Annotated in this window: 13 protein-coding genes; 7 read left to right on the top strand and 6 right to left on the bottom strand. The window is 63.2% G+C overall.

The window, feature by feature from the left end:
* Positions 1–219 precede the first annotated feature (219 nt).
* A complete protein-coding gene (locus tag ACWV14_RS14605) occupies positions 220–2181 on the top strand; it encodes an EAL domain-containing protein (protein ID WP_454912767.1) in 1962 nt (653 codons plus the stop codon).
* Between the two features lie 19 nt (positions 2182–2200).
* Entirely contained in the window at positions 2201–3208 is a 1008-nt protein-coding gene (locus ACWV14_RS14600; RefSeq protein ID WP_454909240.1) for a GGDEF domain-containing protein, read from the top strand.
* A 36-nt stretch (positions 3209–3244) separates the two neighbouring features.
* Here ACWV14_RS14600 and ACWV14_RS14595 read toward each other — a convergent pair whose 3' ends face one another.
* Positions 3245–5650 carry a YgiQ family radical SAM protein gene (locus ACWV14_RS14595; protein WP_454909239.1) on the bottom strand — a complete coding sequence of 802 codons (2406 nt, stop codon included), beginning with the start codon at positions 5648–5650 and terminating at the stop codon, positions 3245–3247.
* Positions 5651–5796: 146 nt separating this feature from the next.
* Here ACWV14_RS14595 and ACWV14_RS14590 point away from each other — a divergent pair, with 146 nt between their 5' ends.
* Positions 5797–6747 (top strand): bifunctional helix-turn-helix transcriptional regulator/GNAT family N-acetyltransferase, encoded by a 951-nt coding sequence (locus ACWV14_RS14590; protein ID WP_454909238.1) that lies wholly within the window; start codon positions 5797–5799, stop codon positions 6745–6747.
* 131 nt (positions 6748–6878) lie between these two features.
* Here the strand turns inward: ACWV14_RS14590 and ACWV14_RS14585 are convergent, their stop codons facing one another.
* The 4 genes from ACWV14_RS14585 to ACWV14_RS14570 form a co-directional block, all read right to left on the bottom strand.
* Positions 6879–7661 (bottom strand): 3-hydroxybutyrate dehydrogenase, encoded by a 783-nt coding sequence (locus ACWV14_RS14585; protein WP_454909237.1) that lies wholly within the window; start codon positions 7659–7661, stop codon positions 6879–6881.
* Between the two features lie 46 nt (positions 7662–7707).
* Complete coding sequence (locus tag ACWV14_RS14580; protein ID WP_422086313.1) at positions 7708–8457, bottom strand: acetoacetate decarboxylase; 750 nt, start codon at positions 8455–8457, stop codon at positions 7708–7710.
* Positions 8458–8537: 80 nt separating this feature from the next.
* Positions 8538–9749: a patatin-like phospholipase family protein gene (locus ACWV14_RS14575; protein WP_454909236.1), complete on the bottom strand. Its 1212-nt coding sequence runs from the start codon at positions 9747–9749 to the stop codon at positions 8538–8540.
* A 61-nt stretch (positions 9750–9810) separates the two neighbouring features.
* Entirely contained in the window at positions 9811–10260 is a 450-nt protein-coding gene (locus tag ACWV14_RS14570) for a CHRD domain-containing protein (RefSeq protein ID WP_093052127.1), read from the bottom strand.
* A gap of 139 nt (positions 10261–10399) precedes the next feature.
* On the opposite strand from ACWV14_RS14570, the gene ACWV14_RS14565 reads away from it, so the two are divergent.
* On the top strand, positions 10400–10960 hold the full coding sequence (locus ACWV14_RS14565) for a DUF924 family protein (RefSeq protein ID WP_454909235.1): 561 nt from the start codon (positions 10400–10402) through the stop codon (positions 10958–10960).
* 5 nt (positions 10961–10965) lie between these two features.
* Here ACWV14_RS14565 and ACWV14_RS14560 read toward each other — a convergent pair whose 3' ends face one another.
* Positions 10966–11889 carry a YihY/virulence factor BrkB family protein gene (locus ACWV14_RS14560; RefSeq protein WP_454909234.1) on the bottom strand — a complete coding sequence of 308 codons (924 nt, stop codon included), beginning with the start codon at positions 11887–11889 and terminating at the stop codon, positions 10966–10968.
* Between the two features lie 86 nt (positions 11890–11975).
* Here ACWV14_RS14560 and ACWV14_RS14555 point away from each other — a divergent pair, with 86 nt between their 5' ends.
* Genes ACWV14_RS14555 through ACWV14_RS14545 form a run of 3 tightly spaced genes read left to right on the top strand, consistent with a single transcriptional unit; the run spans position 11976 to position 14144 of the window.
* Entirely contained in the window at positions 11976–12542 is a 567-nt protein-coding gene (locus tag ACWV14_RS14555; protein WP_454909233.1) for a chromate transporter, read from the top strand.
* Entirely contained in the window at positions 12539–13138 is a 600-nt protein-coding gene (locus ACWV14_RS14550) for a chromate transporter (protein WP_454909232.1), read from the top strand. The genes ACWV14_RS14555 and ACWV14_RS14550 overlap by 4 nt, the downstream gene beginning before the upstream one ends.
* Before the next feature lie 37 nt (positions 13139–13175).
* Positions 13176–14144, top strand: coding sequence for an aldo/keto reductase (locus ACWV14_RS14545; RefSeq protein ID WP_454909231.1), 969 nt, complete (start codon positions 13176–13178; stop codon positions 14142–14144).
* Positions 14145–14147 lie beyond the last annotated feature (3 nt).

Below are 14147 nucleotides of genomic sequence, written 5' to 3'. Positions count from 1 at the left end.
AGCTGCGGATCGATGGAGGGGGAGAACGGTAGAAGGCCATGTCGCGCATCTTAGAGCGCACGAAAAGGTTCGAGGCCTTCTGGCAGGCGGGTTCAAGGGACAAATGTCGGATGTGCAGGAACTCGTCGAGTTGAAAGACTACAGATACCGATTTCAAAAAATATTGTCGAACACGGGGACGGCGTCAGCAGCCCGGATCCTGCGTTGGAGGACGACTTAGTGCAGGAAATTTTCGTAGCCGCTTGGCAGGCCGAGCTGGCAAATTACCCTCTGCTGATTCTTCAGGCAGCGGCTCTTCTCGGAATACTGAGTGTCACTCTTCTACTCTCGAGAACGCCTACCGACAGAGTTGAATCGAGAACGCTTCTATACGGCTCGGTTTTCGGCATCACCAGTTTCGCCTTGATTGCCCTGGCCTCTCAGTTCTTCAACCTGCCTTCAAAGCCCTATCTCTCGTCCGACCTGCTATTTCTCGGAGGCCTGCTGGGAGGATGGAAAGGAGGCGCGATAACACTGGCTTCGACTATTTCAGCGCGCTTGATATTTGGTGGTTTCAATCAGGTAGAAGCTTTCCTGCTGGACATGTCGATAACCGCGGCGGGCGGCATCGTTGCGCATTCGGTCTACAGAAAAAAACCGATCAAGCAATTTGGATGGAGAGAGGTATTGAAAATATGGAGTGCTCGCATGGCGTGCTCCATATTTTCAAGCTCTGCCATATTTGCACTGAAGCTGGTTCCCCCACGGGTAAGCGCACATGTCACAGCCTTGCAGGTATTTGGATTCAGCACTTCTCTTTTGATCTTAGTTTGCGTTGTAGCCTTGCTGCGAGCCGACGCGCAGATCAGAGATTCCTATCTTCAGCGAATGCAGATGTACCGCACAGATCTTCTCAGCGGACTGCCCAACAGAAGAGCCTTGAGCGAATACCTTGAAGCAATCCTCAAGAGAGACCGTTCGCAGCACGTACTTCTCACATTCGAGATTGGAAATCTCAAAGAAATGGTCCGCATTCTTGGCCACGATTGGACGGATAAATTCTGGAGCCATCTGGCTCGCCAGTTGATGGAGCAGGAAAGCCTCAAGCTGACTTCGAACGAGAAGTCGAAATGTTTTCAGTTATCTGATTTGGCGCTTGCCTTTGTTGTAAAAGAAACTTCTGTCAGCCAAATAGAAAATTGCCAGCTCGTGCCTCGGCTGTATGCCGACATCATGGAACACCTGCAAGTTGCCGGGGGGCATTACTCCAATGTGCAGCTGCGTTGTGGCGTGACCAACGTCCGGACGGCAGATGATGCAAATGCCTCATCCGTTCTGAGAAACATCAGCTTGGCGCTCCAGAGCAGCAATCAGCAGATCAGGTACTTTCACGACTCTTTTTCTGCTCAGGCCGACAAAGATGCAAAGGTTCACGAACTGATCATTGGCTGGATTCGCAATGTCAACCCGCCAATGAACTACCAGCCCAAGTTCAACCTGGAGACCCGAGCGATCTGTGGTGCCGAGGCACTTCTGAGAGCGCACTCCTCGGAAGGCCTGCCTCTGTCACCTCTTTACGTCCTCGATGTTGCGACCCGCTACCAGCTCCTGCTGAAATTGGAGTGGTGCACCGTCGAAATGGTGATTCGTGAAATCGCGCACTGCATGACCAAGGGGTTTCATACACCGTTGTCCGTGAACATATCCGCTGCATCGATAACGGTCCCGGACTTTGGCGACCGCATTCTGGATCGGTTAAATCGCTACCGTGTGCCCTTCGAAATGCTATCGATAGAAATTACCGAATCCGGACACGTGCCAGACATCAATACCGTAAAAGAAAACATCCACAAATTGAACTCGGCGGGCGTCGGATTGTCTTTGGATGACTTTGGCGCGGGATACTCCACGCTTACTACCTTGGCAAAAATCCCGTTCAATGAGGTCAAAATAGACTATGCAATGGTCTCGATGATCGAGCAACCGCGCATGAACAAGGCAATAGGCCTGGCCTTGGAGAGTGCGACGAGGTATGGCGCAACACTTGTTGCTGAGGGAGTCGAGACCGAGACCCAGTTGGACATACTTGTCAAAATGGGCATCAAATTCGGCCAGGGTTATCTTTTTTCCAAGGCCGTGCCTATAAACGACCTGATTGAGCTATCAAGACAGGAAAAAATGTGCAATAGCATGTGCCAGTAGGCTTGCCATTGTGCGGAACATGAAAAACAAAGTCACGCGCGTGAATGAATTCAGGGCGCTGATCAAGCTGCTGTCGCTTGGAATGCAGGTAGGCGGCATTTTCCTCGTGGCAATTACGTGGTTTCTCGCCGAGGATTCCTACAAATATGACAACCGGCAGATCATTTTTCTTGCAGCCCTCACCATCGTTTCGATTTTCGCAAGTTGGAAAATAGCTTTCTTTTCCCTGTTTTCCATCATCACTGTCTGGCTGATATGCATCGAACTTTCGCTGCTGGCCGAACCCAGCATCAATAGAAACTACTGGATGGCGGTGCTGAGCATTGGAATATCCCTTGCGGTAGCCCCCGTTTTTTCGCGAACCAGCGAATACATCATCGTGTCCGCTGGCATCTGGCTCATCTTCGGCGGGGGGTCGCTGATAGACACGCCGTTTGGCGGAGACACGAATTGGGCATGGCTGTCGGTGTCAACGGTGATCCTTGTCGGCATCTTCTTGAATGCACTCTTCGCTCGAATACACCGCCAGAGCATTCTGCTTCGCGACAAACTCGTGGATCTGGCCTTCACCGATGCACTGACCGGAATCGACAATCGCAGAAAATTCCTGAGCGATGTCGATGAAATCCAGGGGTCGCGCGATATGAGTTCTGCTTGCCTCCTCATGCTCGACATCGACAACTTCAAGCGCATCAATGACGATTTCGGCCATCCGCTGGGAGACGAAGTCCTTCAACAGGTAGCTCAAACCATCCGCCGAACTGTCGCGGATGAGCCGTGCGGGCGACTGGGGGGCGAAGAGTTCGGAATCTTCCTCACTCAAGGCGGAGAAGAGCGGGCGGCCAAGGTGGCGGATCAGATCCTGGCTCAGATACGAAAGCTGAACGTGATCGACCGAAAAATCACGGCCAGCGTCGGCATTTCAAAAATGAACGAAGAACAATCGTTTTTCGAATTGATGAAAGATGCCGACGAAGCGCTATACCTCGCCAAGAGTCGCGGCAAAGACTGCTTCGCAGTCTTTTGATGCGATGCAGCGCGCTCGACCTGGGGCTTGCGCGCCTCAGCGCGGCTTGCGAATGTTGCCGCGCACCGGACCGGCCGATGGCTTGCGCGAGGCCGAACCCGAGCCGTTGTCGCGCGGCGGCAGGCCGGTGTGCTGCGTGAGGATGCGGCCCTTCGAGGGCTTCACCGGTGCCAGCTTGACCGGAGCGGCCTTGGCAGCTGCCGGCGCAGCGGTCGAATTCTTGCGCCGCGCGCTCGTGTAGCCGCCGTCGGTCAGCGGTTGCCACGTCGGGATGAGGTGGTGCTTGCCGTTGCCGATCAGGTCGGCACGGCCCATGCTCTTGAGCGCCTCGCGCAGCAGCGGCCAGTTGTTGGCGTCGTGGTAGCGCAGGAAGGCCTTGTGCAGGCGGCGGCGCTTGTCGCCACGCACGATGTCCACCGTCTCGCTCTCGCGCGTGATCTTGCGCAGCGGGTTCTTGTTGGTGTGGTACATCGTCGTCGCGGTGGCCATGGGCGACGGGTAGAAGGTCTGCACCTGGTCGGCGCGGAAGCCGTTCTTCTTGAGCCAGATCGCGAGGTTCATCATGTCCTCGTCGCTGGTGCCCGGATGCGCGGCAATGAAGTACGGAATGAGGTACTGCTTCTTGCCCGCCTCGGCCGAGTACTTCTCGAACATCTGCTTGAACTTGTCGTAGCTGCCGATGCCGGGCTTCATCATCTTGGTGAGCGGGCCCTGCTCGGTGTGCTCGGGCGCGATCTTCAGGTAGCCGCCGACGTGGTGCTGCACCAGCTCCTTCACGTACTCGGGCGACTGCACGGCCAGGTCATAGCGCAGGCCGGAGCCGATGAGAATCTTCTTGATGCCCTTCAACGCACGCGCCCGGCGGTAGATCTTGATCAGCGGGTCGTGGTTGGTGTTGAGGTTCGGGCAGATGCCCGGGTACACGCAGCTGGGCTTGCGGCAGGCCGACTCGATCTCCGGCGACTTGCAGCCGATGCGGTACATGTTGGCCGTGGGGCCGCCGAGGTCGGAGATGGTGCCGGTGAAGCCCTTGACCGAATCGCGGATGGCCTCGACCTCCTTGATGATCGAGTCTTCCGAGCGGCTCTGGATGATGCGGCCCTCGTGCTCGGTGATCGAGCAGAAGGTGCAGCCGCCGAAGCAACCGCGCATGATGTTCACGCTGAAGCGGATCATTTCCCACGCGGGGATCTTGGTGGCGCCGTCGTGGCTGCCGTTCTCGTCGGCGTAGCGCGGGTGCGGGCTGCGGGCGTACGGCAGGTCGAACACGTAGTCCATCTCGGCCGTGGTGAGCGGAATGGGCGGCGGGTTGATCCACACGTCGCGCGCCGTGGCGCCCTCGCCGTGGGCCTGCACCAGCGCACGGGCGTTGCCGGGATTGGTCTCCAGGTGCAGCACGCGGTTGGCGTGCGCGTAGAGCACCGGGTCGCCGCGCACCTGCTCGTAGGCCGGCAGGCGGATGACGGAGCGGTCGCGCGGCGGCACGCTGATCTTGCCGCGCGGCTGCAGCGCCGGGTTCGGCACGAAGTTCAGCGGCTTGATGGCGGGGTTGACCACCGAGGCGCCAGCCGGGCCGGCCGCTTCCGCCGCCTTGGCGACGGCCTGCGCCTCGTCTTCCTTGGCGCAGGTGGCACCGTTGGCCTTGGCCTGGTCGGACACCATCAGGTACGGATTGACGTGCGCCTCGACGCGGCCGGGCTCGTCGACGCTGGTGGAGTTGATCTCGAACCAGCCTTCGGGGGTTTCGCGCCGCACGAAGGCGGTGCCGCGCACGTCGGTGATCTGCTGCACCGGCTCCTTGGCGGCCAGGCGGTGAGCGATTTCGACGATGGCGCGCTCGGCGTTGCCGTACAGCAGCAGGTCGCACTTGGCGTCGACCACGATCGAGCGGCGTACCTTGTCGGACCAGTAGTCGTAGTGGGCGATACGGCGCAGGCTGCCTTCGATGCCGCCGAGGATGATCGGCACGTCGTTCCAGGCTTCCTTGCAGCGCTGCGAATACACGATGGCCGCGCGGTCGGGGCGAGAGCCGCCGACGTCGCCGGGGGTGTAGGCGTCGTCGCTGCGGATCTTCCGGTCGGCCGTGTAGCGGTTGATCATCGAATCCATGTTGCCGGCGGTCACGCCGAAGAACAGGTTCGGCTTGCCCAGCACCTTGAAGGGTTCGGCGCTCTGCCAGTCTGGCTGCGCGATGATGCCCACGCGGAAACCCTGCGCCTCGAGCATGCGGCCGATCACCGACATGCCGAAGCTGGGATGGTCGACGTAGGCGTCGCCCGTGACCACGATGATGTCGCAGCTGTCCCAGCCGAGCGCTTCCATTTCCTTGCGCGAGGTCGGCAGGAACTTGGCCGTGCCGAAACGGGCCGCCCAGTACTTGCGGTAGCTGGTCAGCGGCTTGGCGGCGCGCGCGAAAAAGGAGACGTCGACGGGGGCGTTCATCTGTGGGGGCAGTCGGCGCGTGGGGGCGCCGTTGTGGGCAACCCTCGATTTTAGGGTTTTCCATCACCCCTGTCGCGGCAAACATCCTGTGACCGCGCCGTCGGCAGGACTTCAATTGGTTGCCAAAGTCAATCAATTTAATGACAATGGCAAACATGTCCACGACTTCACCTACCGTCGATGCCGCCGCCGTCAAGGCGATCCGGCAGTTCAACCGCTTCTATACGCGCCGCATCGGTGCACTCGATCCGTACCTCGGCAGTCCCATGTCGCTGACCGACGTGCGCGTGCTGTACGAGCTGGCCCACCGCGAAACGGCGGTCGCGAGCGAGATCGGGCGCGACCTCGGGCTCGATGCGGGCTACATGAGCCGCATCCTGCGCCGCTTCGAGACCGAAGGCTGGCTCACCCGGGAGCCCCACCCGCGCGATGCGCGCCAGAGCGTGCTGCACCTGACCGAAGCCGGCCACGCTGCATTTGCGCCGTTGCAACAAAAGTCGCGCGAGGAAGCCGCCGCGCTGCTCGAATCGCTCGCGCCGCCGCAGCGCCAGCAGCTGGTGCAGGCCATGGGCACGATGCAGTCCCTGCTCGACCCGGATGCCGCGCCGCCCAAGCCCCAGGCCGCCATCCTGCGCGACCCGGCGCCCGGCGACATCGGCTGGGTGGTGCAGCAGCACGGCGAAATCTATGCGCGGGAATACGGCTGGAACAGCAAGTTCGAGGCGCTGGTGGCCGGCATTGCGAGCGAGTTTTTGCTGAAGTTCCAACCCGAATGGGAGCGCTGCTGGATCGCCGAGCTCAACGGCGAGCGCGTGGGCGCGATCTTCGTGGTGCGCAAGTCGGCCACGGTGGCGCAGTTGCGCATGCTGATCCTGACGCCCGGTGCGCGCGGACTCGGGCTGGGCGGCAAGCTGGTCGACGAGTGCATCGCCTTCGCGCGGCTCAAGGGCTACAAGAAGATGGTGTTGTGGACCAACAGCTGCCTGGCGGCTGCGCGCGGCATCTATGCCAAGCGCGGGTTCCAGCTCACGCAGTCGGAGCCGCACGAGGGCTACGGCTCGCCGCAGGTAGGCGAGACCTGGGAGCTGAAGCTGTAGTTGGTTGTCTTTGCTCCTTCCCCCGCTGGGGGAAGGCTGGGATGGGGGCAAGCGGCATTGACGCCGGCACGGTGTTTATCGACCGCTGCCTGCCCCCACCCCAACCCTCCCCCAGCGGGGGAGGGAGAAACTCACTGCATGAACCAGCCGTGGCTCACGACGAGAGACTGCCCTGTCAGCGCATTCGTCGGGAACCCCGCGAACAGCAGCGCCACGCGCGCCACGTCTTCAGTGGTCGTGAATTCGCCGTCGACCGTTTCCTTGAGCATCACGTTCTTGATGACCTCTTCTTCGCTGATGCCCAGCGTCTTGGCCTGCTCGGGAATCTGCTTCTCGACCAGCGGCGTGCGCACGAAGCCCGGGCAGATCACATTGGCGCGCACGCCATGCTTGGCGCCTTCCTTGGCAACCGTCTTCGCCAAGCCGATGAGGCCATGCTTGGCGGTGACATAGGGCGCCTTCAGCAGCGAAGCTTCCTTCGAGTGCACCGAGCCCATGTAGATCACGCTGCCGCCACGGCCTTGCGCGTACATGTGCTTCAGGCAGGCCTTGGTGGTGAGGAATGCGCCGTCCAGGTGGATGGCCAGCATCTTCTTCCAGTCGGCAAAGTTGAACTCTTCCACCGGATGCACGATCTGGATGCCGGCATTGCTGATGAGGATGTCGATGCCGCCGAAGGCCTTCGCGCCCTCTTCCACCGACGCGTTCACCTGGTCTTCGTTGGTCACGTCGACCGCCACGCCGATGGCCTGCGCGCCGGAGGCTGTGAGTTCGGCCGCGGTGGCGTCGGCAGCTTCCTTGTTGAGGTCGGCAATGATGATCTTCGCGCCTTCCTGAGCGAACAGAATGGCGATTTCCTTGCCGATGCCGCTGGCCGAGCCGGTGATGTAGGCGACCTTGTCCTTGAGTTGCATGGTGAGCGTTCCTTGAGAGCGTTGGGTTGAAAAATGGCTGCGGAAATCAGGCGAGGTAATCGTGCTCGACCGTGCCCAGCGCGAGCGTCATGTCGGCGATGTAGTGCACGGCGGATTCGACCTTCAACACCGGCAGGTCAGCCACCGGCGCCAGCGCATGCGGGTGCAGTTCGAGCGAGGCCGGGCCGCCCCAGGCACCGTGCAGCGTCACGTCGACCATGTGATAGCGCACCAGCTCGCAGATGCGCGCCGTGCCGTCGACATGCGGAATGATCTTGAGCAGGAAGTTGGGCTGCGCGATACCCGCGAGTATGGGTTCGGGCTCGAGCGCGCGGTGCTTGAATCCCATGGTGGCCTTGGCCACGCGCACCTTGCCGTAGTCGAGCGTGCCGACGACCACGTCGGTTTCGTAGTCCAGCACCGGCGACGCGAGCTTCTTGGGAAAGCCCCAGAGTTCGCGGCCACCGGCAATGGGCGGATGGTCGTTGAGGTACATGGCATGCACGTACGCGCCCTTCTCCACGCCCTTGGCGGTGCGCAGTTGCACCGGAATGACCTGGCCCGATTCGGTGTAGTCGCCGAAGCCGGTGGAGTCGGGCATGCGGATGAACTCGTACTTGACCAGCGGCTCGACCACTTCGAGCGGCTCCGGCACCACGGCGCGCAAGGCGTCCATGTCGGTGCGGTAGGTGACGATGAGAAATTCACGCCGCACGAAGCGATAGGGTCCGGGCGGAAAGGCGGGGCTTGTCAGCGGCATCGCGAATGCCGTTCGTCGCACGTCTTCAATGTTCACGAACATTTCCTCCTGTTGAAGTGACGGGCCCAGTCTGGCGCTGGTTTCTTAGTCGAGGCTGAACTCTCCGGATACGCGGTTCAGCGTGCGAGACCAGGCCGCTTCACGCGCCCCGAGCCGTGCTCGCCGAGGTCGAAAGTGGTCACGCCGTTGACGGTGGCGTCGGCGCGCAGCAGTTCGGGGTGAGCGAGCGTGCTGCGCATGTCGCGCACGCCCGACTCCCAGTGCTCTTCGACGGCGGCGCGCGAGAACTCGTAGTCCTTCGATTCGAGCTCGTAGGGCTTGTCGCGGTAGATGAGATGAAAGATGTCGATCGGCTCGTGCGTCAGCTGCGACTGCACCGCCAGCACGCTCGGGTCGTTGCGCAGGTTGGCGGGCAGCTTGGTGATGAGGTCGGCAATGGCCTGCTGCAGGTTCATGTTGGCCGCCAGCGCGTCGGTGTTCATGCGGGTGCGGCTCGAGTAGGTGATGTCCTTCTGGCGCTCCAGCACACCGGCCATGGTGCGAGGCATTTCACCGCGCGCGTTGAACAGGTCGACCTGCAGCACCACCAGCGGCTCGGTGCGCGGATGCAGGTCGAGCACGTACTGCAGCGGCGTGTTCGACACGATGCCGCCGTCCCAGTAGTCCTCGCCGTCGATGCTCACCGGCGCGAAGCCGGGCGGCAGCGCGCCGCTGGCCATGATGTGCTCCGGCCCGATGAGCTGCCGCGTGTTGTCGAAGTACACCGAGTTCCCCGTGCGCACGTTGACAGCACCCACGCTGAAGCGCGCCTCGCAGGCATTGATGCGGTCGAAGTCGACGAGGCGCTCCAGCGTGGACTTGAGTGGCGAGGTGTCGTAGTAGCTCAGCAGCGGCGCCGCCCCGCCCATCAGCAAGGCGGGCGAATAGCGCGGTTCGAAGAAGCCCGGAATGCCCACCAATGAAGCCATGGTGGCGCTGTACTGGTTCTGAGCGGCCCGGTCGCCCAGCCAGGAAGGCAGGCGCTGCGAAGGTCCGGAAGACACAAGGTGCCAGAACTCGCGCAGCCTGTCGACACGCTTTTCCGGGGCGTTGCCCGCGATCAGCGCCGCGTTGATCGCGCCGATGGAAACGCCGGCGATCCAATGCGGCTCGAGTTCGGTCTCGCTGAGCGCGGCGAACACGCCGGCCTGGTAGGCGCCGAGCGCGCCCCCACCCTGCAGCACCAGCGCCTTGCGGGCGGTGCGCATGTCTTCGCGGCGCGAAGCAAAGGGGTTGAGGGGCTTGGAGGAGGCGGCACGGGATTTTTTCTTCGGTGGTGTCGTCGTCATGCGTTCATTTGACCCCAGCTCCGCGACACCAACCTGACCAGGGGTCTTGCCCCTGGCGAAATCACATCTTCGGCAGCATCTGCCCGCGAATCTCGCCGCCGGGGTTGGCCGCGGTGTGCACGTTGGCGTACCACTTGCCAGCGCTCAGGTCGGCGGCCTGGGCGGGCGTGAGCGTGGCCTGGCCCTCGATCGGGCTCGCCGGGTTGGCAAAGGGAAGCACCACGCCGGCATTGGCACCCGCGGCGGCGGGGCCGTGGAAGTGCGCCATGGTGGCGGGGCCGCTCAGGCCGGTGTAGGTGATCTTGTACTTGAGAACATTGGTGTCGCGGTCGAGCCAGGCCTCGGCCATGCCGCTGCCGCGCGTCATGTTGGGCGGGACTTCGCTGGCCGCGTTCATCGCGCCGCTGAAGCTCGCGACGTTCGACTTCGACATCATTCCGCAGCCGACCAGCGCGGCACTGGCCACGCCGGTAATGAGGGCTGCGCGCAAAAGGGTGCCATATTTGGTCATGAGCTTTATCTCCTGGGTTGTATAAGCGAACACAGCATAGGCAGCACAGCGGGACTTGTCTTGTCGGCCATCGCCCCGACTTCCCCCGGCTCCAGACGCCCGGAAAGCGGCCTGAAACGGCCTGAAAGACAATCCGGCGATGAGTTCTCCCACCCTCACCCCGCTCCCCACGGCCCGCGAAGTGGCCGACTTCTGGCGCGACGCCGGCCCTGAACGCTGGTTTGCCAAGAACGACGAATTCGACGCCGCCTTCATTGCCCGCTTTGCTGACGCCCATCAGGCCGCGGCCCGAGGCGAGCTCGATCATTGGGCGCAGGACGCCCAAGGCGCGCTGGCCCTGCTGGTGCTGCTCGACCAGTTCCCTCGCAACGCCTGGCGCAACAACCCGCACATGCTCGCCACCGACGGCAGGGCCCTGGCAGTGGCCAAGAAGGCGGTGGCCGCTGGGCTCGACCAGCAGGTTGCCGCCGAACTGCGACCTTTCTTCTACCTGCCGTTCATGCACTCCGAGGTACTGGCCGAGCAGCAGCGCTCGGTCGAACTCAATGCCGCGCTGGACGCCAATACGCAGCGCTTTGCCGTGCTGCACCGCGACATCGTCGCGCGCTTCGGCCGCTTTCCGCACCGCAACAGGATGCTGGGGCGCGAGTCGACCGCGCAGGAGCAGGAGTTCCTGGACAAGGGCGGCTTCGCGGGCTGACCCGCTCAGTTGTCGTTCTGCGCCAGCGGCACGTCGCGGGTCGGCGAGGGATTGAGCTCCGTCGCGCCCTTCTTGTCCTTCATCGATCCGTAGGTGCGCGCATAGACCCAGGTGAACTCCGCGCCCAGCAGGAAGATCTGCGCCGAGTAATACACCCACACCAGCACAACCACCAGCGAGCCTGCCGCGCCATAGCCCGAGGCCACGCTGCTCTTGCCGATGTACAGCCCGATCAGGTGCTTGCCCACGGTGAACAGCAGCGCGGTGACCGCCGCGCCCACCCACACGTCGCGCCACTGCACCTTGGCGCGCGGCATGATCTTGTAGATCATCGCGAAGATCACCGTCACCATCCCGAAGCTGAAGACGAAGTTCACCACCTGCGCGGTGGTCTCCCAGGCGCCGAACATCGGCGACCACCACTTGCCCAGCGCCGCGAGCGCCGCGCTGGCCACCAGCGACACCATCAGCAAGAAGCCGATGCCCATGATCATGCTGAACGAGAGCAGCCGCACGCGCAGCATGTTGAACAGGCCCTTGTTCTTGATGCGGGCCGGAGCGCGCCAGATGCGGTCGAGCGCGTCCTGCAGCTCGCCGAAGACAGTGGTCGCGCCGACCACCAGCAGCCCGATGCCGATGACCGTGGCCACGACGCCCTCTGTGGGCTTGTTGACCGCCTTCAGCATGCCCTGCACCGCCGCCGCGCCCTGCTCGCCCATCAGCCCCGAGAGCTGCGCGAAGATCTCGCCGCGCGCGGCCTCCTGGCCGAAGACCAGCCCGGCCACGGCAATCACGATCAGCAGCAGAGGCGCGATCGAGAACACGGTGTAGTAGGCCAGCGCTGCCCCCATGCTCGGCGCGTAGTCGTTCGACCAGGAGTTGAAGGCCTTCTTGCAGAGGTCGAAGAGTGCGCGTAGTTGCATGAGCATGGCGGTAGTTTCCCTGTGGAGGCGCCCGGGATCTTGTCAGCACGATGCCCGGCGCGTTGAAAGCCTGCCTACGATAATCGCTCCACATGCACCCGTCTCCTACCGCCCAGCCGCAGTCGCCGCGCGACTTGTTCTTTTCGTTCACCTGGCTGGCGCTGCAAGGCTTCGGCGGCGTGCTGGCCATCGTGCAGCGAGAGATGGTCGAGAAAAAGAAATGGCTCACGCCGGAGCAGTTCCTCGAAGACTGGGCCGTGGCGCAGGTGATGCCCGGCCCCAACGTGATCAACCTCGCCCTGATGATCGGCGACCGCTACTTCGGACTGCGCGGCGCCCTGGCGGCGGTGGCGGGCATGCTGGCCATTCCGCTCTTCGTCATCCTCGCGCTGGCCGTGCTCTACGCGCACTACGCCGGCAATCCGCAGGTGGCGGCCGCGCTGCGCGGCATGGGCGCGGTGTCGGGCGGGCTGATCGCGGCCACCGGCATCAAGCTGGTGCCGCAGCTGCGCAAGCACCCGCTGGGCTTTGCCACCTGCCTGGGCTTCATGGCGCTGGTGTTCTGCGCCATTGCGCTGTTCAAGATCCCGCTCGGCTGGGTGCTGCTGGTGCTCGGCGGCGTGGCCTGCGTTTGGACCTGGAAGAAGATCCCGGCATGACCATCGCGATGCACTGGCATGACTGGCTCGCCCTCTTCGGGCAGTACATGCTGCTTTCGCTGCTGTCGATCAGCGGCGCCATCACCACCGTGCCCGACATGCACCGCTACCTGGTGGCACAGCACGGCTGGCTCACCGACGCGCAATTCAGCTCCTCCGTGGCCATCGCGCAGGCCGCGCCCGGGCCCAACGTGCTGTTCGTGGCGCTGATGGGCTGGAACGTCGGGCTCAACGCGGGCGGCGGCATCGGCGCCGGGCCGGGGGCGTGGCTGCTGGGCTTCTTCGGGCTGCTCGTCACCATGGTCGGCATCATGCTGCCGAGCACCACCCTCACCTACGTCGCCACTCGCTGGGGCCACCGCAACCGCACCCGCCGCGAAGTGCGCGCCTTCAAGCAGGGCATGGCACCCGTGGTGGTGGGTCTGCTGATCGCCACCGGCTGGGTGCTGGCGGCAGGAAACCATGCCGGCAATGCGCCTGCCTGGCACCTGTGGCTGCTGACCGGCGCGGCTGCGCTTATCGTCTGGCGCACGCGCATCCACCTGCTCTGGCTGCTCGGCGCCGGTGCGGTGCTGGGCGCCATCGGTTTTGTCTGACCATTTTTTCTCAACGCTTCTTCGGGAACACAAACTCATGTCGCAACTTCGCCCGCTCGGCCGCTCCGGCCTCCTGGTTTCGCCGCTCGCCTTCGGTGGCAATGTGTTCGGCTGGACCGTCGACGAGGCTGCCTCGTTCAAGCTGCTCGACGCCTGGCTCGACGCCGGCTTCAACTTCGTCGACACCGCCGACGTGTACTCGGCCTGGGTGCCGGGCCACACGGGCGGCGAATCCGAGACCATCATCGGCAAGTGGCTCAAGCAAAGCGGCAAGCGCAACCGCGTGGTGCTGGCCACCAAGGTCGGCAAGCCGATGGGCGAAGGCAAGGTGGGCCTGTCGCCCAAGTACATCCGCGAGGCGGTCGAGGCTTCGCTCAGGCGCCTGCAGACGGACCACATCGACCTCTACCAGTCGCACGACGACGATGCCAACACGCCGCTCGAAGACTCGCTGCGCGCCTTCGACCAGCTGATCCAGGAAGGCAAGGTGCGCGCGATCGGCGCGTCGAACTACACCGCGCCCCGCCTGGCCGAGGCGCTGGACGTGTCCGAGAAGCTCGGCATCGCCCGCTACGAGAGCCTGCAGCCGCTCTACAACCTCTATGACCGCGCGGTGTTCGAAGACGCGCTGGAGCCGCTGTGCCTGAAGCGCGAGGTGGGCGTGATCAACTTCTACGCGCTGGCCGCCGGCTTCCTCACGGGCAAGTACCGCACCGAGGCCGATGCAAGCAAGAGCGCCCGCGGCGCCAACACCACCAAGAAGTACCTCAACGAACGCGGCCTGCGCATCCTCGACGCGCTCGACAAGGTGGCCCAGCAGTACAACGCCAAGCCAGGCCAGGTGGCCATCGCCTGGCAGATCGCGCGCCCCGGCGTGACGGCGCCGATCGCCAGCGCGACGTCGATCGCGCAGCTCGAGGAACTGGTGGTCGCGACGCAGCTGAAGCTGGACGCGGGCACCATCGAGATGCTCGACCGCGCCAGCGCCGAGACCGCCGCGGCCTGAGGA

Source organism: Variovorax durovernensis (genome assembly GCF_977011995.1).
Note: the sequence above shows the minus strand (reverse complement) of the source record. Positions and strands in the feature narration are given on the sequence as shown.

Bases quoted from the DNA above. Each gene is read 5' to 3' on its own strand.
- ACWV14_RS14600 (WP_454909240.1), top strand. From the start codon at position 2,201: ATGAAAAACAAAGTCACGCGCGTGAATGAATTCAGGGCGCTGATCAAG.
- ACWV14_RS14570 (WP_093052127.1), bottom strand. From the start codon at position 10,260: ATGACCAAATATGGCACCCTTTTGCGCGCAGCCCTCATTACCGGCGTG.
- ACWV14_RS14595 (WP_454909239.1), bottom strand. From the start codon at position 5,650: ATGAACGCCCCCGTCGACGTCTCCTTTTTCGCGCGCGCCGCCAAGCCG.
- ACWV14_RS14590 (WP_454909238.1), top strand. From the start codon at position 5,797: ATGGCAAACATGTCCACGACTTCACCTACCGTCGATGCCGCCGCCGTC.
- ACWV14_RS14555 (WP_454909233.1), top strand. From the start codon at position 11,976: ATGCACCCGTCTCCTACCGCCCAGCCGCAGTCGCCGCGCGACTTGTTC.
- ACWV14_RS14585 (WP_454909237.1), bottom strand. From the start codon at position 7,661: ATGCAACTCAAGGACAAGGTCGCCTACATCACCGGCTCGGCCAGCGGC.
- ACWV14_RS14550 (WP_454909232.1), top strand. From the start codon at position 12,539: ATGACCATCGCGATGCACTGGCATGACTGGCTCGCCCTCTTCGGGCAG.
- ACWV14_RS14575 (WP_454909236.1), bottom strand. From the start codon at position 9,749: ATGACGACGACACCACCGAAGAAAAAATCCCGTGCCGCCTCCTCCAAG.
- ACWV14_RS14560 (WP_454909234.1), bottom strand. From the start codon at position 11,889: ATGCTCATGCAACTACGCGCACTCTTCGACCTCTGCAAGAAGGCCTTC.
- ACWV14_RS14565 (WP_454909235.1), top strand. From the start codon at position 10,400: ATGAGTTCTCCCACCCTCACCCCGCTCCCCACGGCCCGCGAAGTGGCC.
- ACWV14_RS14545 (WP_454909231.1), top strand. From the start codon at position 13,176: ATGTCGCAACTTCGCCCGCTCGGCCGCTCCGGCCTCCTGGTTTCGCCG.